This is a genomic window from Chitinophaga sp. 01L420 (assembly GCF_056399985.1).
On sequence record NZ_JBFTSK010000028.1, the window covers coordinates 57,395 to 77,927 of the forward strand.

17 protein-coding genes are annotated in these 20,533 nt (G+C 44.4%); 11 read left to right on the forward strand and 6 right to left on the reverse strand.

Annotated features, from left to right (window positions below; all coding sequences use genetic code 11):
• Positions 1-3 precede the first annotated feature (3 nt).
• Both AC1DP6_RS23600 and AC1DP6_RS23605 read left to right on the forward strand, forming a co-directional pair.
• Entirely contained in the window at positions 4-1,074 is a 1,071-nt protein-coding gene (locus tag AC1DP6_RS23600; RefSeq protein WP_477057032.1) for a S8 family serine peptidase, read from the forward strand.
• Between the two features lie 10 nt (positions 1,075-1,084).
• A complete protein-coding gene (locus AC1DP6_RS23605; protein ID WP_477057033.1) occupies positions 1,085-3,064 on the forward strand; it encodes a hypothetical protein in 1,980 nt (659 codons plus the stop codon).
• Positions 3,065-3,127: 63 nt separating this feature from the next.
• On the opposite strand, the gene AC1DP6_RS23610 is transcribed toward AC1DP6_RS23605, so the two are convergent.
• The 4 genes from AC1DP6_RS23610 to AC1DP6_RS23625 all read right to left on the reverse strand — a co-directional run bounded on the left by AC1DP6_RS23610 (position 3,128) and on the right by AC1DP6_RS23625 (position 7,323).
• On the reverse strand, positions 3,128-4,207 hold the full coding sequence (locus tag AC1DP6_RS23610) for an acyltransferase family protein (protein ID WP_477057034.1): 1,080 nt from the start codon (positions 4,205-4,207) through the stop codon (positions 3,128-3,130).
• Positions 4,208-4,423: 216 nt separating this feature from the next.
• Entirely contained in the window at positions 4,424-5,542 is a 1,119-nt protein-coding gene (locus tag AC1DP6_RS23615) for a hypothetical protein (RefSeq protein ID WP_477057035.1), read from the reverse strand.
• Between the two features lie 138 nt (positions 5,543-5,680).
• On the reverse strand, positions 5,681-6,163 hold the full coding sequence (locus tag AC1DP6_RS23620) for a hypothetical protein (RefSeq protein ID WP_477057036.1): 483 nt from the start codon (positions 6,161-6,163) through the stop codon (positions 5,681-5,683).
• Between the two features lie 65 nt (positions 6,164-6,228).
• A complete protein-coding gene (locus AC1DP6_RS23625; protein WP_477057037.1) occupies positions 6,229-7,323 on the reverse strand; it encodes an alpha/beta hydrolase in 1,095 nt (364 codons plus the stop codon).
• Between the two features lie 238 nt (positions 7,324-7,561).
• On the opposite strand from AC1DP6_RS23625, the gene AC1DP6_RS23630 reads away from it, so the two are divergent.
• The 6 genes from AC1DP6_RS23630 to AC1DP6_RS23655 all read left to right on the forward strand — a co-directional run bounded on the left by AC1DP6_RS23630 (position 7,562) and on the right by AC1DP6_RS23655 (position 15,895).
• The gene (locus tag AC1DP6_RS23630; protein WP_477057038.1) at positions 7,562-8,248 is read left to right on the forward strand and encodes a hypothetical protein; all 687 of its coding nucleotides are present in this window, start codon (positions 7,562-7,564) and stop codon (positions 8,246-8,248) included.
• Between the two features lie 64 nt (positions 8,249-8,312).
• On the forward strand, positions 8,313-9,089 hold the full coding sequence (locus AC1DP6_RS23635; protein ID WP_477057039.1) for a pseudouridylate synthase: 777 nt from the start codon (positions 8,313-8,315) through the stop codon (positions 9,087-9,089).
• Between the two features lie 212 nt (positions 9,090-9,301).
• Positions 9,302-9,625, forward strand: a complete 324-nt coding sequence (locus tag AC1DP6_RS23640) for a S24 family peptidase (protein ID WP_477057040.1) — start codon at positions 9,302-9,304, stop codon at positions 9,623-9,625.
• 348 nt (positions 9,626-9,973) lie between these two features.
• Complete coding sequence (locus AC1DP6_RS23645) at positions 9,974-13,333, forward strand: TonB-dependent receptor domain-containing protein (protein ID WP_477057041.1); 3,360 nt, start codon at positions 9,974-9,976, stop codon at positions 13,331-13,333.
• A 12-nt stretch (positions 13,334-13,345) separates the two neighbouring features.
• The gene (locus AC1DP6_RS23650) at positions 13,346-14,179 is read left to right on the forward strand and encodes a DUF4397 domain-containing protein (protein WP_477057042.1); all 834 of its coding nucleotides are present in this window, start codon (positions 13,346-13,348) and stop codon (positions 14,177-14,179) included.
• A 12-nt stretch (positions 14,180-14,191) separates the two neighbouring features.
• Positions 14,192-15,895 carry a hypothetical protein gene (locus AC1DP6_RS23655; RefSeq protein WP_477057043.1) on the forward strand — a complete coding sequence of 568 codons (1,704 nt, stop codon included), beginning with the start codon at positions 14,192-14,194 and terminating at the stop codon, positions 15,893-15,895.
• A 56-nt stretch (positions 15,896-15,951) separates the two neighbouring features.
• Here AC1DP6_RS23655 and AC1DP6_RS23660 read toward each other — a convergent pair whose 3' ends face one another.
• The gene (locus AC1DP6_RS23660; protein WP_477057044.1) at positions 15,952-16,743 is read right to left on the reverse strand and encodes a hypothetical protein; all 792 of its coding nucleotides are present in this window, start codon (positions 16,741-16,743) and stop codon (positions 15,952-15,954) included.
• A gap of 436 nt (positions 16,744-17,179) precedes the next feature.
• Complete coding sequence (gene xth, locus AC1DP6_RS23665; protein ID WP_477027525.1) at positions 17,180-17,959, reverse strand: exodeoxyribonuclease III; 780 nt, start codon at positions 17,957-17,959, stop codon at positions 17,180-17,182.
• Positions 17,960-18,117: 158 nt separating this feature from the next.
• On the opposite strand from xth, the gene AC1DP6_RS23670 reads away from it, so the two are divergent.
• The 3 genes from AC1DP6_RS23670 to AC1DP6_RS23680 all read left to right on the forward strand — a co-directional run bounded on the left by AC1DP6_RS23670 (position 18,118) and on the right by AC1DP6_RS23680 (position 20,472).
• Positions 18,118-18,696 carry a TetR/AcrR family transcriptional regulator gene (locus AC1DP6_RS23670; RefSeq protein WP_477057045.1) on the forward strand — a complete coding sequence of 193 codons (579 nt, stop codon included), beginning with the start codon at positions 18,118-18,120 and terminating at the stop codon, positions 18,694-18,696.
• Positions 18,697-18,761: 65 nt separating this feature from the next.
• Positions 18,762-19,766, forward strand: coding sequence for a cyclase family protein (locus tag AC1DP6_RS23675; protein ID WP_477057046.1), 1,005 nt, complete (start codon positions 18,762-18,764; stop codon positions 19,764-19,766).
• A gap of 115 nt (positions 19,767-19,881) precedes the next feature.
• A complete protein-coding gene (locus AC1DP6_RS23680) occupies positions 19,882-20,472 on the forward strand; it encodes a hypothetical protein (protein WP_477057047.1) in 591 nt (196 codons plus the stop codon).
• Positions 20,473-20,533 lie beyond the last annotated feature (61 nt).

A 20,533-nucleotide genomic window follows, 5' to 3' on the forward strand; every position in this document is an offset into this window, starting at 1 on the left:
ATTATGTTAAACGTAAAAATTACATTGCCGCTTCGCGTACGCAAAGGTCCTGGAAAAAGTTTTGACATTGTAGCCAATGCTTTTCCCAGCGGGAAGGTTATTGCTATGGATGGCGTGGAAGAAGGGGAGGACCTGAAAGGTGTGAACAGGTGGTATTATAAGTATAACGATAAAAACGAGAAGCAATGGTATTGGGGCGGTCGGCTGGCCGATGTAACCGAGGCATTGCCCTGGGGGATATCTGCCTTGAAAATAGGCGATATCTGGAATGGTTTAAATGAGCTCGGACAGCGTGCTAAAGTGGCTATTCTGGATACGGGATATAACATTGCCAATACAGATATTCATAATGGGGTGAAAGGCTTCCGCTCTTTTTTAATCGACGATCCTCAACAAACCACCCTGAACGATGTGAACGATGAATATGGCCATGGTTCTCATTGTGCCTCTTTAATCGGCGCCAGGAACAGGCTCGCAATGGTGGGGTATGCACCTGAGTGCGAACTGTATATCGCTAAGATTTCCTCCAGAGGATCCGCCAGCTATGCAAATATTGTAAAGGGGATTCGCTGGGCCATTGATACACCCGTGGATATTATTTCTATCAGCTACGGTGGGTATCTTGAGAATGAAGACCTGAGAAAGATCATTGCAGAAGCAGTCAATAAAAATATCCTGGTGATTGCATCTATCGGAGACGACTATACGTTCAGCAATCTTGTTGACGGGAAGTACCCCGCTTTATATACTGATTGTATAGGCGTGGGTGCAACGGACAGTGGCAGCAAGCTGGCGAAAATATCGTACCTCAATGGAAAAACGGAGATCTATGCTCCGGGAGAAGCGGTGTTTGCCTATGAACTTAAAACGATGCCGGAATCTATGGACGGCACATCGCAGGCTACCGCCATTGTAGCCGGTATCTGCGCGCTGATCATTTCAAGATACAGGGCACTCAACAAACCTTTTACTGTTGCAGGTATTAAAGACTTGCTATCTACCAATTTCGATCCGGTACAGGGATCCGCCGGTCTTAAATTAATCAGTCCCCAAAAAATATTCGCTACCCTTTAAACCTCATGAAATGAAATTTTTAATTGTCACATTCCTTGTTTGTCTGCTTGGCATAGGATCCAACGGACAATCGATATTTTATGATGCGCTGTATATCAGGCAACATTGTTACAATCAACAGGAGCAAGTCTTTGAAGCGAGAGCCGACCTGGTGAAAGTATTGGCTCCGTATTATCCGGCAGGGACTGACATTTCGAGAGAGATGATTAAGAACCCATTTTTTAAGCCTTATGTGCCGGATAATTTTGCAGATGGAGGAACCGCTTCTTTTGTGTCTAAATCCTTATCTGCTGTAAGTGGTCTGGATGTAACGAAATTTGCCAATGCCATTGCAGACCTGATGATAGACAGGGCGAAGCAGGAATTAACCATCGCCTTCTTTAACCGGTTTAAGAAATTTGCGGATGAGCATGCGGAGTTTAAAATTTTATTTCCCAAGACCACCAACAACCTGGTTAATCTGCTGGCACAATCATATCCACAAATGCTGCCGGCCCTGCGCAATGGTTTCTTTGAAGACTTAAAACAATTGACATATCACCTGGATGATGTACTGGAATTGCCTACCTATCAGGCATTGTTGATTAATTTCCCTGAAGTAAGGGTGGCTATCCGGTCTATCAGGTTGGTACATGAGCTGGAAACAGGCACTGCTACAGCTGCAGACCTGATAAAGGACCTTGCCTCCCTGAAGGAGTGGAAGGAAAATGGTAGCGTTGGGTTTAAAAACATGGGCGCCACTATCCGGTTTGCTGCTGTATTTTCCGAAGGCTTAAGAAACGAGGACACCACCAGCATCTGGGTGTCTGCTAAAGATATTCATCACCTGCTGACTGACGACGTTTTTACGGGAATATTTATGGGACTGGTTTATCAAAAGGCTTTGTTGCAGGATCTTACCTTCTATCTGGGAAAAGCGGCTACTCCTACTAAGTTAACCAGTATACTTACTGAGCAGGCTGGTAACATCCTGTTGTTTCAGAATAAACTGGGCGAGTTTATTAATCTGACAGAAAAGATGCAGACAGGGTATGACGGCATCGCGAAGAAAATAGCCGCTCATGAAAAAATAGGTGATGAGGATATTTACAACTACATCAATACTTCCATCGATATCGCAGATTATGCATTTAGCATTGTAAAAATATTTAACGAAGATCTTGTTACTGATAAATATTTAACAATTGTARGGAAGTCAAATGCTCTGTACAAAGATATTTACAGCAGTCAGTATACACAAGCAGTGAATGATGCGCTGGATATTCTGACGCAGGTACATGACCTCACCAGCGATAATAAAAATCCTTTGCATGCGGTAGCTGATAATGATAAGAAAACAAAGCTCGATAAGCTGCTCACGTTTACACAAAAAGTAAAGCCGTATGCCTTGTTCATGGCTAATATGGTGGAAGCCAAAGATGAAGATCAGGTGAAGGCGGCGTTGGAGAATGTCATTCTGCCTGTGGGAAGTTCATCTATTAAAAAGTATACAAATTGCAATATTTCTGTGCAAACATATTTGGGCGCATTCTTTTCTACTTCCAATGGAAGTAATGCTGCCGGCGGTACCTGGTCTGATAAATTCGGGGTTACTGCGCCGATCGGAATTTCGTGGACGCCTGGAGGTCTGAGCTGGGGCAAGGGTGGGGCTATCAGCTTGTTTGGCGCCTTGTTTGATCTGGGTGCTATTGTTGACTATAAGCTGGAGAAGTCGCAGGATGCCACCAGCACCGACCCGAATGCCACCGTCATCAACAAGAATTACAAGATTGAGTTGGGACAGATATTTTCCCCTGGTGTATTCGCAGTGTATGGCGTGGGGGCCAACCTGCCACTCTCCCTTGGTTTTGGTGCACAGTATGGTCCTGGCTTGTCTAAAATTGACGCCACAAACAGCACAGTGGTAAAGAATCCTTCCTGGCGCTGGAATCTCTTCCTGGCGGTGGATTTACCATTTTTCAATCTTTATAACAGGCCTAAAAATAAGTGATGCACCGCTGTTGAAAATATTTCATCGCCTGCCTGTATACAGGCAGGCGATGTACGTTGGGGCCTACTTCCTTTTGGCACTTAAATATTTTCTGACAGGAATATCATAGCGTACCATGACTAAATAGGCAAACCCTATTAAAAGTAATGTACCTGCTATAACGATAATAGATAATTCTGTGGTGCCAGGTTTATGGGTATTGTAATAATTGAGGAATACCCACATCGCCACGTAATGTGTCATATACAGTGGGTAAGATATCTTCCCGGAAGAAACACATAATTTTTTTAAATAGGGTACCAGGTTGGCGCCCGCGCCAAGTGCGATAAGTAATGGGAAATATATTAATACTACCAGCAGTTCTGCCAGCCAGTTCCATTTGAAGTATGGCATTAAAAGCGCAAACAGCAGCAATATGGATAAGCCGATAAAACCCAGTCTGTTTTTGATAATTAACTGGAAGCGGAAAACAATCAGTCCTGCTAAAAAGGAATAGGAAATGCGCGCGCAGCCGTCCCAGAAGCTGTCTTTACCCCAGCCGCCCATTAAGTTGCCGGCATGATAGGCTACATACGAAAGCGCTGCTGCCGCCACGATGGTGAGTAATATCAGGTAACGGCGACTCAGCTTGTAAAGCACAAAAGCATAAAAAATATTGGCTACATATTCCCAGAACAGCGACCAGGAAGGTGCATTAAAACTGAACAGGTTAAAAAAACGTTCCGGCATGATGGGGAGTGGAATCAGAAAAACAGAGCTGAGAAAGATCATCCCGATTTCAACAAACCCGAAAAAATGTGACGGTATGCCAAATGGGTTGAAGAGGAAGCCCAATAAGCCTAATACGGAGCCTAAAATAACCAAAGGGTGTAACCTGATGATCCTGGACTTAAAAAACTCTTTTACGCCCATTTTCTCTATGCGATTATCATATGCGTATCCAATAACAAATCCGGACAAACAGAAAAAGAAGTCTACCGCCAGGAATCCATGTCCAATAAAGTTTTTGCTGTAGTCTGAATATACTATTTCCATAAAATGGAAAACGACCACTGATATCGCCGCTATTCCTCTTAATCCATCAAGGATTTCAAAATGCTGTTTGGTTTTTAGTACGTCCGGGCTTGGTGTGTTCACATTCATCGCTCACTGTTTTAGTATGTTTTCTGCATCTGTGCGGCATCTGGAGGAAATTTCCTGGTGCGGAAACTTCCAAAAACGGGCGGTAAGATACATTGAACATTTCAATCTTTCAGCACTTTGTGGGGTAATAGTTATGCTGCAACCCGTACAGCGGGGAGGAGGAGGGAGGAATAATAGCCGCTAATCAACCATTAGCGGCTATTTTTATTTGAATCATTATTTGGTATTCATGCTATTGATCAGGGCTACAAGTGCAGCCGGAGTAACTGGAGCAGGATTAAACGTAACGCTGGTGAAGGTTTGGCCTGGCGCCGGAGTACCGATCACCACGGTTTTTTGCTCGGCATAAAACTGTCCGCCAATGGAAGATATAGCGAGGAAAGTACCGCTTTGTCCAACGGAAATAGTGTTCTGATAGCTTAAAAAGCCCTCGAAGCCTGCTGGTGGCGTGAAAATGGTGTTATAGAACTTAATGATGCTATTGATACCGGTAGGTTTGAAATAGAGCATAGAAGGTTCTTCTCCACCGAAGCTGGTGCCGGTAGCCGGGTTGTAATTCGTATTGAAGTACCCGAGCACGGTTGTTTTCGGATTAGGTGTGTTATACAAACGGTCGCAGTTGGTCCATTTAATCAGACTATCCAACCGGAAGTTAAGGGTACCGTTGCTGCCATCGAACAGGGCGTAGGCAGATGCGGGGTTGGTTACCTGTTGCCAGTCAACCCCTTTGTTGGCGCTAACCTGGGTAGAGATAGTGATGAACTGGTTTAAGTAATTATAACCGGAAATATCCCTGGTAACGGTGGTGTCACCATTCCACATGGGTACCCTCTGGTCATTGGGTTTTGCAGGAGCCTRCACTTTGATCGCGCTGTCGGGGCGCAATTTAAGCAGTGTAGTGCCCTGGCTGGCGACAACAAAAAATTCGCCAAAGGATTCCAGCGCTTTCCCGTTGTTGGTGGCAGTAGGCCTATCCGCGAAGATCATATTGGCGGCATTGCTGATTTCCTTTACAGCAATGGTGACAGTTCCGCTGGCAGGCGTGCCATCTGGCTTCAGCAGTGAATTACGTGGGATAGTATATTTTTTCCCACTTTTGGTAGTAACGATTTCACCCTGCTGTGCGGATACATTAAATGTTTCAAAAGCCGGACCATTTGCCCGTAAGAACTCGTGTAGTTTCAGGCCGGAAGGGTCGGGTGCGGCAGCAACAACACCAGCAGAAAGTTTTGCTCCGGACAGATTAGCAGGGTCATTTTTCATTTGTTTGGTGCAGGCACCGCAGAGCAGGAGCATAGTGATGCTGCCCGCAACGTAGAAGGAATGAAGGTTCATGGAGTTGAATTGAGGAATTTTAAAAATCGGGTTTCAAATAATGATTGCTCGGATTTATAGGTTGAGATGTGAAGTTAGCGCAGCCAACTGAAGTGAGATGGCATAGTATTTATTATTTTTTAAAAAGTAGATATTATTTTACCGTTTAGCGTTCAGGTATTTGTCGTATATGGACATTTCTATTATCCAGCTGCCATTAATACTGATCAGGGATTCATAATAAAAGGTTGCTTTTTCTTTGTCATTTAAAAAATAATAACAAGCAACAATATTTTTTAAAGCCATCTCTTTGCAGGATATTTCGGAGGCCGATATCAGCAGTAAATATCTGTATTTGTCTAAAAACGGATATCGTTCAAAGTGGCGTAAATTTTTTTGAAAACAGCCAATGGCGGCATTATAATTTCTTTTCTTAAGCTGTTTAATTCCCTGCCGAAAGCTGTATCTATGGACATATTGCTGAAAAAGGAGAACAAATAAAAAAGCCAAAACGCCAATAAAGAGGCCATAGCTTTTCCTGTGGCACCATTGATAGAAAAGATAAATGAATACCAGTTCAACCAGGAAATAGTAAGCTAACCCCCAACCAGAGAACCTTTGCTGGATTTTATGTTTCGCCATAGTATAAATAATTTACGTGATGTGGTGCCTTGACTCTCTTTAAAGTAGTTATAAGCAGCCGCTCATTATTTTAATGAAAGGGGTCTGACATATTCCACTAAGCTCATCAGCATTTTCCCCGGCTCTTCCAACGGAATTAAATGCGCTGAATGCTCAAACCAGATTCCTTTTTTAAATGGTGCTTTCACATTTTTTAACCAGGAGTTGGTAGGCACGGAAGGGGTGGTGTAGTCGTGCCGTCCCATAAACATCAGTACCGGAATAGGAAATGCTTTCACCTGTTTAAAATCCACGCTGAGGAACTCCGGTAATATCCGTCCCAAAGTAAATAGATTTGCCTGATCTATGGCGGTTACATCATTGCTGCTATAGTCAGGTGATAACAGTGGTCCATCGAAAAAGTAGATGGGTTCCGTTCTGTAGGCGCTTAATCCACCATAATATTGTGGCCATTTCCTGGCAATAATAATCCGCTCTCTTGTTACGGGTTCCTTACCGGGATAGGGAGCAATAGATGTTAATTCTTTGAGCGCCGTATCATTTTTTAATCGCGTGGCTTCCTGTATTCCGTATTCAAAGCTGATACGCTCATTATCCATCACGTTTATCACCTGACCGATGCCAACGTAGGCATAGAACAAATCGGGGCGTTGCAGGGCCGCTTTCATCGCAACGATGGTACCCCAGCTATGCCCTATCAGGATGACTTTTCGTTTTTTGTATTTTGTTTTTATAAATGTTGCCAGTTCAATGGCGTCACTAACATATTGCTGAATGTGAATGGTTTTACCTAAGCCAGTAGTGTCATTGGTCCGGTAGGTTTTACCGGAGGCGCGCTGATCGTAATTAATGACGGTAAAGTATTCTTCTATGGGGCGCTGAAACATCCACATCACCGGCGCTATGGGAGAGGCCGGGCCACCATGTACAAACAGGATGATGGGATTGGCGGTATCCTGTCCGCGTACATATACCCACTGCTTTATGCCGCCAACAGGCACTTCATAACTTTCCTGGATACCGGCAGGGGCTACTATTTTATCAAGATCTGTAATAATTTCCTTGCCTTTGGAGTAGTAGTCTGTAGTGTCTTTGTTTTGTCCATGGGCAAATGACAGGAAACATAAAAATGGGAGGGTAAAAAGAAGACATCTTTTCATGAACAAGAAAATTTTGTGAGATGTTTTGGTTGAAAAATTGAGCCTGTTACCTGATCAATATACAATAAAATTGTTTTTTCAAGGCTCGTTTTTCAAGATGGATTTTCAGTCTCGACAATTTTGAAATAGATATGCGGTATGTGATAATCAGATAGTTGTAAAGGCATGTTACAGGGATACATAAAATGTACACTACTTTAGCAAAATAACAACCAGCATATCATTTAATCCTATATTTATGAAGCAGCTATTCCTTATACTGTTAGCTACTGCTCTTATGCAGGGCGCTTATGCCCAGACTAAGCCAACTGACATACCTTCTTTCCGGATCACCGTAAATGGTGGTTACAGTTACCGCCTTGGCAAAATATCTTCTGAATTTAGCGGGGAGGCGAAAGACTATCTTAAAAAGCTAAAATCCGGTTTCAACGTAGGTGCAGATGCGATGTATTATTTCAGGGAAAGTATGGGGGTGGGGGTTAAGTACAACCTCTTTCATTCTGCCCACAGTGGTGTGATCCCGGTGATGACCGGCAGCGGCACCATGCGCGCCGGTGTGATGGATAATATCTCCATCAGTTTCTATGCGGCCACCTTCGGCACGCGCATTTTCAATGCGGCTAAAACCAATGCCTTTTATGCCAACGTAGCGTTGGGATACCTGGGGTTTCGTGATAATGGTTGGGTGGAGGAACATAGGCTGATATTGTCTGGTGGTACTTTGGGGATTGGATGGGATGCGGGCTATGATTTCCGTATTACACGCAGACTTTCAGCGGGTGCGCAACTATCGTTGATTAGTGGTCAACTTACCCGTATTACAAAGGAAGATGCGACCAGTACGCAGACCATCACGTTGAAGGATGAACAGAAAGAAAACCTGTCTCATTTGAATCTTTCGGGGGGGCTTCGGCTGAATCTTTAGCGAGGTAACTGTTTTCTCCCCGAATTGTATTAAATTTGCGACTTATTTTAAGAGAAAATAGGAAATGCACAACCTGATTGATGAGAAATCAGCGTTTTGCACTTTTGATAAATCAACAACTGTTAATGCACTGGCCGCAGGGCTCACCTTTTCAATAGACGACGCGCCACATCCGCTTTGCCGGCTGGCAGCAAGCCAACTACAGTTACATCTGCAGTATCAGGAGGAATGGAAGCATAATTTTGGGTTGTCATCTGATGCAGAAGGCGCGATAATAGGGAAAATGTTCGGCGTATTGGTCGTTCGGACGAAAGAAGATGAACTGGGTTACCTGGCAGCATTTTCGGGCAAATTAGCAGGTGGAAACCACCATGCTGGATTTGTTCCGCCCATCTTCGATGGCCTGGTCGAAGGAGGTTTTGTAAATACCGGCATGACAAAGTTGACCCGGATAAACCAGGAAATAACCTCCCTGGAATTGTTTGATCCCGAAGCAAATGCCCCACAGATACATCTCCTGAAAACATTAAGGAAGCATCATTCTATTTCTCTGCAGAATAAAATTTTTGAGCAATACCATTTTTTGAATAAAATGGGCGAGTCAAAAAGCCTCGTGGAGATTTTTGCCAATACGGTTTATAAAAAGCCGCCGGCAGGTGCAGGAGAATGTGCCGCGCCGAAATTATTGCAATATGCATTTCGTCACCAGATGGAGCCATTAGCCCTGGCGGAATTCTGGTGGGGACTGTCTCCCAAATCAGCCTATTGGCAACACGGACATTTTTATGCTCCCTGTCGCGAAAAATGCGGACCTATACTGGCACATATGCTTGGCAGGTAACCAACGCTGTAATGACGCTTAATTGCCCTATTTTAGTTCCTATATTTAAGTAAGATGAAGCCAACTATACTATTGATCCCCGAGAAAACAGACGCCGAATTTGAGCAGGTATTTGCCACCTGGACGCGTAAGGGTGGGATAATAAAAAGGTTATCAGCACCACCCAAACTTCCCCCAACATTTATAACATTAAAAAACCCAATTTTAAAAACATGAATAAATACGAAAGATTAAAGAATGAACTGGAAATGACCGGTACCGGAAAAATGAAAGCCTTTGGCACCTCGATGTTACCCATATTGAAAAGCGGCACGCTGCTCACCTTCATAAAAGCAGCAGAATACTCAATTGGTGACATCGTATTTTGTAAAGTAAAGGGCCGGTACATTGATGCCCACAAGGTGATTAAAAAAGATAGCAACAAGGGCTGCCTGATCGCCAACAACCATGGTTATGAAAACGGATGGACGAAAGTAATCTATGGAAAGGTGATTGCAGGCGAATTTGAAAACAGAATTATTTATAAGAAAGATTGATGCAATAAAAATTGCATTCCCCCATCCCTGAAAACAACCTCCCCCTTTTTCCCTGCCGTTGTGTTCCCCCAAAATGACGGCAAGGATATTTAAAATCAATTTACGATATAATCCTCTCTACAGGCCAGGCCGTATTACCAAATTGTTAAGCATGCTATTTTTCATGGGTTAGCTGTTGAGGTAGATGTCTGTTTTTGCGTGAAGGTAATGAGAACAGGAGTGAGCTTAATTCTCCTGCATAAATGCCTGTGGAGAGAAATGCCAATACTTGTTTTTATTTATTGATGGTATAAAAAATGTCCGGCTGGCAGGCCGGACACCAAAAACAATTGTTTTTAAAGATTACTTATGAACAAATTTACAAAAAGCAAACCAAACCGGCTGACAAGAAAATGTTGGTTAGCAGTGTGTGTGCTATGGATGCTGATGACGGGATATGCCCGCGCGCAATCGCCGGCATGGAATATGCCCGTTACCCTTTCTTTTAATAACACTACCCTGGCAGTAGTGATTGCGGAAATTGACCGGCAGAGCGACTTTACATTTAGTTATGACAAAGCATCGCTCAGCAGTGTAAAAATGCCCACTGCCACCTGGAAGGGCATACCGTTGAAAAGCGTATTGGCAGATATTTCGCGCAGCACCGGGATGGCGTATGAAATAAGTGGAAATACCATCGCTGTAAAAGCAGGACGTCAGCAGCGCGCCGGTACGTTAAAAGGCCGCGTGGTGGATTTTGAAACATCAGCTCCCCTGCCGGGTGCTACGGTAAAGCTGGAAGGTACTACCATCGGTATTATTACCGACAACAGGGGCTTTTATCAACTGCCCAATATTACGCCCGGTAAATACACAGCGGTCATTACTTTTATTGGCTATCAACGAAATGTAATTGCCAACATAAACATTGAAAGCGATAAACAGGTGGTTTATGATGTGAAAATGCAAAGTGGTGGCGCACTCAAAGAAGTGGTGATAGATGCTGGTCCACGTAAGGTGAAATCCGTTACCCACAGCACAGAAGCACAGCTGCTGGATGAAATCCGCCATTCAACCGGTGTGGTATCAGGTATCTCCAATGAACTGATCGCGAAAACACCCGATAGGAATGCCGCTGAAATAGTAAAAAGGATTTCCGGTGTAACGGTGGTAGACGATCGTTTTATTGTAGTACGCGGTATGAATGAGCGCTATAATCTTACCTTTCTGAATGGCAGTATTGCGCCCTCCACAGAATTATACAACAAAGCTTTTGCTTATGACCTGCTGCCCAGCAGTGTAATAGATAAAATACTGGTGTATAAATCTCCGGTGGCCGACCTGGTGGCAGATTACGCAGGTGCCGCCATAAAAATATACACGAAGAATGCAATGCCGGTGAAGCATTTTGATATGGGGATACAGGTGGCACACCGGGAAGGCGCTACCCTCAAAAACAGTATCAGTTATAACGGTGGAAAATATGATGCATTGGGATTTGATGATGGTACGCGTAAATTGCCTTCTTTCTCTCCCGGCATTTTTGAAAGTAACCGGCAGGTCACTAATGTAAGTCAGTCTGAATGGCTGAAAGCAATGTCACCGGTGCTGGATTATGGCACCCGCTATACCTTGCCGGACATGCAGGTCTTCGCCAACTACTATAACAGCTGGAAACTTGGTAAAGCAAAATTGTATGACCTCACCGCCATCACCTACACAAAGGAAACAGCGGGGTATGACATATACCGGCAAAAAGGAAACACGGATGCACCAAGCACCGGTAGAGGAACATCCACAGCAGGTGGTAGTGTAGTAGACAATAATAAGATTGCAAACGGTCAGCAATCTTCCGAGAATGCTAAAATTAATATCCTGGAAAATCTTACCCTCGCATTGAACGACCGGAATAAAATAGTGCTTCGGAATTTCTTTGTAAATGATGGCCGCCGTTTTACCTCCGTCAACACTATTCGTCCTAACCAACCCAGAGGTATTGGCCTCGTGATCAATGAAGTGCGCACCCGCGATATTGTTCTTTCCTTTCAGCAACGGATGCTATATGCAGGTAATCTCGGGGGATCACATCTCCTCGGAAATAATAAACAGCACGAGCTGGAATGGAACCTGGGATATACTTATGATTTGCAAAATTTGCCGGATCAGCGTATTATTCATCTCCATGATGAATCACAGGCACAGGATACTTCCTGGAGAGCGGTATACACCGGCTACCTGGGAATGATCAGTCGTTTGTATATAAAGAACCTGGAACAGGTATACAATGGTGCTGTAGATTATACTTTTCATATTGATCCGGATTTTTCGCTGAAAGCAGGTACCTATAATATTTTTAAATTAAGACAGGTAGGCCGCCGGTTTTTTCGGGTAAACAGAGCGGGGCTCACCAATGATCAATTTGCACCGATAGGTTCTGATGACATGGGATGGTATAATGATCACGGGAACATTAACCCCAACTTACTTCGTTACAGTCAACAGGATCTTGCCAAAGTATGGAGCCCCACTTACCTTAAAGATGACAACACCGGTTTGGGGGTGTATGATGCTACCAGCCCTGTGGATGCCTATACAGCCAGTGAGCAGTATCATGCATTTTACCTGATGGGTGACTGGAAAACAGCGGCAGAAAAGCTTGTGCTCAACGTAGGCGTGCGTGCAGAGTATGACCTCCAACGGTTATCTGGTGCAAGATTAGGACTGAACGGACCTACCAGTTTGCAGCCTATTTATGTAAACCGTGCAAAGACGGTGATATTGCCTTCTGTTAATATCAGTTATCTCCCCAGTGATGCATTTGTGATACGCGGTAGTTATGGCCGTACGGTTAACCGGCCGGATTTCCGGGAGTTAACCCCTTATAATGATTTTGATTTCCAGAATAATGAAACCATACAAGGTAACCCGGATATCGTTACAGCGATCATTGATAACTATGATCTGCGGGGAGAATTATATCCAAAGGGCAACAAAAGCGAAGTATTGAATGTGGGCTTTTTTTATAAGCATCTGCAAAACCCTATTGAGCGGATGCGCAGGGAAACTACCGCTTCTGATTATGCTTCTTTCTTAAACTTTTCCAATATCAGTTATATTAATTCTGTCAGCGCTGATATATATGGCGTAGAAGCAGAAATAAAAAAGAGCCTTTCTTTTATCCCCGGCAACCTGTTCCGTCATCTCTCTGTGGTGCTGAATGGTTCACTGATAAAAAGCAGGACCGTTACCCACGGATTCAATATGGTGTATGTTATAGACAGTATCCAAAAGAAGGGAGAACCTTTACAGGGACAGTCCCCATACGTAGTCAATGCGGGCCTGTTTTATGAAAACCCTTCCTGGGGTACTAAAATCGGAGTGGTGTATAATGTAAGCGGTCCACGTATTTACGCGAAGAGTCAGCGCACAAAAGAAGATACGCTGATAACGGATAGCTATATCCGTCCTGACTTACTGCAGCTGCCCATGCACCTGCTGGACCTGGCCGTTACCCAACGTATCATTAAATCCTTACAGGTAAAATTCAGTGTACAGAATCTGCTGGATCAAAGCTACCGCATTGTGGAAGATCAGAATTTTAACCAACAGTATGATGCGGAGAAACCGGAAAAACAGCCTACTGGTATACCACTATTGAAAGGGGATAATATCTACACCAAATATAAGCCCGGGAGATACTGGCTGTTACAGTTTACTTATTCTTTCTAAAAAAAAATTATAATGATCGCTTCTATCCGGAAAATATTTTCCAAATGTTATATATCATTGTTCCTGTTAGCAGGCATGGGGATGCTGGCTTGTAATAAACAAGTAGATCCGCTGCCAGTGCCTCCTTCCGGCAACGTCTTTTTTTACAATGGTTCTCTGGCGCTCCTCGGAGAAGCCCTGCGGGGACATACCAATTATATATTGGTAGATAGCCGTGACAGTACTTATCGGATGGACTCCATCCAGATATCAAAGTATCCTTATTTTAATTCCCGGTATATTAACTCCTGTCCTGATATCACGCTGCAATGGCCTGGTTACTGGAAGGTAGACGCAGGAAAGCATACGCTGAACCTGGTGGATACCGGAGGCTTTATTATCAATACCAGTCAGATAACGGTAGAAGAAGCACATCCGTCTACCGTTATTTATGCAGATAGTTGCGGAGATTTCCGCTCATTGGTGTTGACAGATAATTTTACGCCGGTAGCGGGACAGGTAGGTGTAAGGTTGATTAATATGAGCCCTGCCGATGGACAGTTGTTTATTACGATTAATAAAAATATTCCTGCTGAATTACCGGCGTCCACCCATTATGGGGATCATACGGTCTTTGTTCCGTTTAATTTAAGCCAGCCGGGTAATTTCACTGTAAAAGTATTTTCCGTAAGTGATAGTACACAGGAGTTGTCGCGTGTAACCGTTGGAGTTATTCCCGGTCATGCCTATACGCTATTGCTGACCGGATACCCGGAAAACCGCCCTGCGTCTTATATAGATCCTCGTACCGGCGGTACAGTTTCTTTACAAACAAATTTTGCTGTTACAGCATTGAAAAACTTCTAAATAATAAAGAAGATGAACAATATATATTGGAATACCCGATGGGCACTTTCTCTGATCATTTTACTTTTCCTTGCAAACGCCTGTCGTAAAGTGGATGAACATAAAACCCTGGTAGAATCACAGCCATGGCTGGCAGATGAATATCCGCTTGGTGGAAAGTATGGCATATACGAATGGAAATATCCATCTGTAATGGTAGTAGGAGATACCGCCATCCTGATTGGGAAGTTATTCTCCGGTCAACCGGGTAGTGAAATCCGTATAGGTGGCGTACTGGCCAGGCTGGTAGATAATTTTGAGGTAGATCCCAATAAGCAATACACCACCTATGGCATTCCGCTGGAAAAAATGGATGTAGTACGCTTTATTGTTACCAAAGAGATGGGGGTGGGTCTTAACAGGCCGGTAACGATTACTGCCAATGGGGTGAGTATCAGTGGAATACCTGTAGCAGTGCAGGAGTTTGCAGCAACAGCCGGTAAAACAGATACCACGCTGGTGGTGGAGAAGTTGGCGCATTGGTTGCCCGCCTATGCCAATGTTTTCAGCAGCAAGGGGTATGCCCTGGTGCGCAGTGTCCATTGTGATAAGACAGGCAATATCTGGTTCGACAACAAACTGGGTATAAACGAAGTAACGGGCGGGCAGGTGACTAATGTACTGAAAGCCGGTGATCAGTTGAAAGATGATAAAGGGGATGCCTTTACATTGAAACAGATCCTGGGTAGCGCTGTTTCCTTTGATGGAAGTACCTTGTTTTTTTCTATGGAAGATACAGAACCTTCTGTTGATACCGTCACCAACTATATTTTCCGCCTATGCAAAATGGAGGTAGCTACCAGGACTATTACTACTATCAACCGCAGCCTGGTGCTGAAAGGAAGAGCTCCTGTGAGAGAAGATGGTAGCCCTTATCAGGGAAGTGTTGACCATTTGAAGATAGTTGCTATGTTTCTTAATACAGACGTAGAAAACAATCTTTATTATACCAACTATTATGCGCCGGGAGATATGGACTTCGGACATGCTGACTGGGAATCGGGCATCAGTAACGGGAAGGCAAGTTCAGAAGCGTTTGGAAATAACCTGATGATGATTTGCCGGCTGGATGTTGGCGGAAAAGTAAAAGCGATGATGAGTGCTCCTTATTTTCCTGACTACGTACCTGCGTATCCAACTCCCGGTGAACACGTTGTTTCAAGTATGTATCTGCTGGATCCATCGGGCCGGTATTTGTTTGGCTTCGCTAATTTTGCTGACTTCCGTACCAACACCTTACAGTATGATGTGCAACAGGAAAATGTAATCGCTTCTGTAAAGTCTCCCTATGGCCTCTTTGCTTTCAGGTCATTTGATACTATTCCGGAAACCAAATATGCCGGTACCTTAGTACTTCCTGTAGACTGGTCAAGTTTCTCTTATTTTTTCAATAATGTAATGCCGCAATCAGATGGTGCTATCCTGGCGGTAGTAGGCGGTTCTTTGTATAGTTTCGATATCCCGTCATTAGGAGTGTATTGTTATGCCGGCGTGGAAAATGCGATTAATATTGCTGCGGTCGGGCAGGATAAGCTGACCGGCAAAGCCAAATGGGTTGATTTTACCAATTCGGCGCTGATAGGACAGGATAAAACAAATGCTGTTTATTATTGCAAAGGTTATAGTGATTATGCCAATGGTGTAGATTTCTATAAGTTGCACCCAGCCTCACATTAGAGGGACTATACATAAAAAGCAAACGCCCCGGAAATTACTTTGGGGCGTTTGCTTTTTTATGTAAGCGGTTGTTGCTGCAACAAATTTTCCCGTCCTTCAAAAAGTTGCCTGATAAATACGAGTAGTTGCTCACCGGCAAAAGTAATGGTTGATTCATGTGAGCCATAAATAATCCACTTATACTGGTAATCACAATAGGCTGTTTCGTAGCAGTCGGGGTGAAATTCATCAACGGCTATCTCCGTAATAACGCCTTCCTCTGTTGCTTCCAGTAAGTAGGTGGCAGCATACCCGCCAATAAAGCCGATAATGGCCTGGTAGTCTTCTTTTGTGATGTTGGCTTTAGCAAGATATAATAGCTCCGTATGGCACTTGTCAACGATCGGATCCCAATAGTCACCGTCATAATTCCAGCGCTCCAGTAATTGTTGATCAACCACCTCTTTTTCTGCGGCGTCCAAACGTCTGCGGTGGGGTAGTGGTGCGGTTTGATCCAGTGCCTCCTGTGTAATTGTTTGTATAAAGTGAACGAATTTTTCCCGCTCCTGCTGCATGGCTGCTTTTTCAATGGGATGTTCTTCAGTGTCATTAAACGGAAGTTGGGCAGAAAGGCCCAGCTGTGCTAATGTGTTGCGGGAAACGCCTGGTTTACCTACCAGCATTTCTAATTCTCCCAGGATGGCGGCCAGCATATTATAGCGTGGAAATAAATCGTAATCCTTATCGGAATAAGTATACACCGGGAAATCCTGGCCGGTGCGTTCGTTTGCATACCTGGTCATCCAATAGGTCCGGTGTTCCATACAATAACGGCGTGCTGCAGTCATCAGCGCTTCTGAAAAGGTCATTCTGCAATAATAAGAAATTAATGGATGATGGCAAGGAGCGCCTTCACAGCCCATTTGAAGAGGAGAAAGGATACGTTAACACTAGATAACAGTTGCCGCAACAGTCTGGCACAGTTTTATCATTTACTATATCAGCAAACGAAGATTAAACAGCCTGCAGATGCTTAACTTCCATTGATTCATCACGTACATTCAAACCTGACAATCATGAAAATGTTAAAATATTTGATCATCACAGCAGTATTGATATCCGGATTAAGCAGTTGTCTTGTTGTCCGCGACAGACCTGGATATTATCATTCCCGTCCTCATTATTATCATCATCATTATCACGGGTACTAGAGATAAACAAACCAGTCAACCAGCCCCACTTGCCAGGGGCTGGTTTTTCTTATACTAAAAGGGGAATGAGCGTCGTGTGCTTATTCCCCTTATTTTATGCCTGGTCTTTCAGCTCTATCCATACAGGTCCGTGATCACTGCTCTTTTCCCAGCCGCGTACATTCCTGTCGACACCGGCCGCCACGAGACGGGGCGCCACTGCAGGACTGAGCAGGAAATGATCTATGCGTAAACCTGCATCACGACCATAAGCATCGCGGAAATAATCCCAGAAAGTATAGATTTTATCAGTCGGATGCAGTTTCCGGATGGCGTCTGTCCAGCCCTGTGCTACCAGCTCATGGAAGGCGGCCCGGGTTTCCGGCCGGAACAACGCATCATTTACCCAGCGTTCAGGCTTGTATACATCGAGTTCCGTAGGCATTACGTTAAAGTCGCCAGTGAGGATCACCGGAATATTTTGTGCCATCAGTGACAGGGCATGTTCGGTGAGGCGTTTAAACCAGTTTAGTTTGTAGTCGAATTTTGGACCTGGTGCGGGATTGCCATTTGGTAAATAAAGACAACCAATCACGATACCATTGATCACTGCTTCTATATAGCGGCTGTGGCTATCTTCCGGATCACCGGGGAGTACCCGCCGGATCTCTTTTATTTCAGCGCTGCGCGATAGAATAGCGACTCCATTCCAGCTTTTTTGCCCATGCCAGATGGCGTGGTAGCCGGCATCCAGTATGGCCTGCTCGGGAAATTTTTCCTGGGGTGCTTTCAGTTCCTGTAAACAGGCAACGTCTGGTGCGGTTTCCTCCAGCCAGCGAAGCAATACAGGGAGACGTCCGTTGACGCCGTTAACGTTATACGTGGCTATTTTCATGACAGTGATCGGTTTATGTATTCGATGCAATAATAAAAATCGGGCCGGTTAAATATAGGAAGTATTTGTACACGACAAGAAAGAATGTTGGAAATGCTTTTGACAATATTTTAATAATTGTTGAATACTTGTTCAAAAATAAATACCTTTGGTGTATTATGGCCAGACTAAAAGAATTTGATCCGGAGGAAAGGCTGGAGAAAGCCAAGCAGCTTTTCTGGGCGAAAGGGTATAATGCTACTTCCATGAAAGACCTGGTAGTGGCGATGAAGCTGAACCCTGGCAGTATCTATGACACCTTTGGCGGTAAGGAACAACTTTTCCTGGAATGCCTGAAAAGGTATTCTGCCGAAAAACTGTCAGCATTCGAGGAAGGGGGACAGCTGACAGGAGCACCGCTGGAAGTGCTGGAAAATATGCTCCGAAAAGGTGCTGCTGCCATTCTGAAAGATGGGAAAGCGTGCCTGGTGGTGAAATCCTGTTTTGAACTGGGCCGTAAAAATAAAGAGGTACATGCTATCATTACGGCACAGGCCAACGGCATCATCGCTGTATTCGAAGGACTGCTGGAAAAAGCGCAGCAAGCCGGGGAAATAGCGGCGGATAAGGATCCTAGAGACCTGGCGAGGTTCCTGTACATGGGATATAACGGCCTTTGGCAAATGGATATTTTGTATAACGACAGAAAGCTGGTCAATACAGCGCTGGAACAATTAATCAGCAGCCTAAGCAGCTGATTTTTTTTACCTATTACTTGAATGATCATTCAATAATTATACATCAACACTAAAATTGTAGCAACATGAACGCATGGAACAGGATAGGCTGGCATAAGCTGGTATTACTGGTGATCTCCCTGGCAGGAGGCATCGCCGCCACAGGACAGCACAAAGCAACGGAACAGGCAGGCAGCAGCCCCTGGGGAGCATCAGACGAAATAGGATCGCTGCACATGATGAGCGACAGCGCCAACCTGGCGCTGTTCTCTAAACTGAGAACAGGCAAGGTTTATGATCTGGGCGTGGAATATTTTATTGGCATGCCCGGCTTTACTGAATTAGGAGACCCGCCTTATCAATACTGGCTCACGCATACGCCCCGGGGCACCGTTGTGGGCGACCTTACCCAACAGGGCAGTGATATGAATAAGAAGGTAAGCTATACCGGCGACGCCATCTCCCTGTACACACATACAGGCACGCATATAGATGCCCTTTCCCACTTCGGTTTGCATGGGAAGATCTGGAACGGCTACGCCGCAGATGAACATCTCAGTGACCGCGGCTGGAATAAATCCGGTGCGGAAAAGATTCCGCCGATCATCGGTAAAGCAGTACTCATAGATGTGCCGGCTTATAAAGGAGTGGAGGTGTTACCAGGTAATTACGTCATCACACTAAAAGAATTGCAACAGCTGATTACAGCGCAACACCTTCAAATTAACAAAGGCGATATCGTTTTTATCAGAACAGGTCTCATGAAATATTTTTATAGCGACAAGGCTAAATTCATGGGCAGCAGTCCGGGCATGAGCCTGGAGGCCGTGAAATGGCTGGTAGAAACCAAAGGTGTTATGACTCTCGGCGCCGATAATCTCGGCCTGGAAGTGATGCCTTCCGCTGACAGCACCAACTGGCTGCCGGTACATACTTACCTGCTGGCACAAAAAGGTATCATGTTCATTGAGCTGGTATACCTCGAAGAGCTGTCGGCCGCAAAAATGAAGGAGTTTTTATTTATTGGGCTGCCGTTGAAGCTGCGCGGCGCCAGTGGAGCGCCGCTGCGTCCAATTGCCATTCCGTTGTAAGGCTATATTTTCATCTCTCTTATAAATTGTGTATTTTCAATCACCCGCAGCAGCCACTTTTACAAAGTGGCTGCCGGTAACATACTTCGTCATTTACCTTTCAAAGAATATAAAAATGGTTGGTAGGAAAATATTATCCGGTTCATTGTTCTTTTTTTTGCTAACCCTTGCTACAGCTACGTTTGGGCAAACCAGTAATCCGATGGTAACGGATATTACTTTTGGCTTGCTCACCTGGGTCAAACACCTGAATAATGATATCGATAAACCTTATTCCAGTGAAAAAGCCGAACAGTTAAAACAACGGCTGGAAACACTGAAGCTGGACCTGACCGTTTATAAGAAAACGCGAAAGACGTTGTCAGACAGTTTGTTCAGGAATAACATTGCTCCCGGCAAAAAGGATCCGAATAACCTGGAACAGCTGAAAGAGAGAATGAGCAAAGTAATGCAGGGCATGCGGGAGGTGAATGACCTCGTGAGTGAGTCTGTGCAGCAGGAAGGAGACAAGTTAAATGATCAGATTTATAAAATACTGTATGATGAGCCGGGGCGCTACCTGTCGTACCTGGAAGCCTTTTTAGGCGGCATGGAGGTCACTAAAAAAGACCTGGCCCTGGATGGCAGTGTGTGTTTTTCCCGTTTGGAAGAATGTATTAACATGATTGCCGGGATGGAAGGCAGAGTAGGTAAGAAGATAAAATAATAATCGCTGTCTGATAGATAGAAAACCTTGTAGCCAATGATGCTACAAGGTTTTTTTTATG

Bases quoted from the DNA above. Each gene is read 5' to 3' on its own strand.
- AC1DP6_RS23600 (WP_477057032.1), top strand. From the start codon at position 4: ATGTTAAACGTAAAAATTACATTGCCGCTTCGCGTACGCAAAGGTCCT.
- AC1DP6_RS23610 (WP_477057034.1), bottom strand. From the start codon at position 4,207: ATGAATGTGAACACACCAAGCCCGGACGTACTAAAAACCAAACAGCAT.
- AC1DP6_RS23620 (WP_477057036.1), bottom strand. From the start codon at position 6,163: ATGGCGAAACATAAAATCCAGCAAAGGTTCTCTGGTTGGGGGTTAGCT.
- AC1DP6_RS23625 (WP_477057037.1), bottom strand. From the start codon at position 7,323: ATGAAAAGATGTCTTCTTTTTACCCTCCCATTTTTATGTTTCCTGTCA.
- AC1DP6_RS23630 (WP_477057038.1), top strand. From the start codon at position 7,562: ATGAAGCAGCTATTCCTTATACTGTTAGCTACTGCTCTTATGCAGGGC.
- AC1DP6_RS23635 (WP_477057039.1), top strand. From the start codon at position 8,313: ATGCACAACCTGATTGATGAGAAATCAGCGTTTTGCACTTTTGATAAA.
- AC1DP6_RS23640 (WP_477057040.1), top strand. From the start codon at position 9,302: ATGAATAAATACGAAAGATTAAAGAATGAACTGGAAATGACCGGTACC.
- AC1DP6_RS23645 (WP_477057041.1), top strand. From the start codon at position 9,974: ATGAACAAATTTACAAAAAGCAAACCAAACCGGCTGACAAGAAAATGT.
- AC1DP6_RS23650 (WP_477057042.1), top strand. From the start codon at position 13,346: ATGATCGCTTCTATCCGGAAAATATTTTCCAAATGTTATATATCATTG.
- AC1DP6_RS23655 (WP_477057043.1), top strand. From the start codon at position 14,192: ATGAACAATATATATTGGAATACCCGATGGGCACTTTCTCTGATCATT.
- AC1DP6_RS23660 (WP_477057044.1), bottom strand. From the start codon at position 16,743: ATGACCTTTTCAGAAGCGCTGATGACTGCAGCACGCCGTTATTGTATG.
- xth (WP_477027525.1), bottom strand. From the start codon at position 17,959: ATGAAAATAGCCACGTATAACGTTAACGGCGTCAACGGACGTCTCCCT.
- AC1DP6_RS23670 (WP_477057045.1), top strand. From the start codon at position 18,118: ATGGCCAGACTAAAAGAATTTGATCCGGAGGAAAGGCTGGAGAAAGCC.
- AC1DP6_RS23675 (WP_477057046.1), top strand. From the start codon at position 18,762: ATGAACGCATGGAACAGGATAGGCTGGCATAAGCTGGTATTACTGGTG.
- AC1DP6_RS23680 (WP_477057047.1), top strand. From the start codon at position 19,882: ATGGTTGGTAGGAAAATATTATCCGGTTCATTGTTCTTTTTTTTGCTA.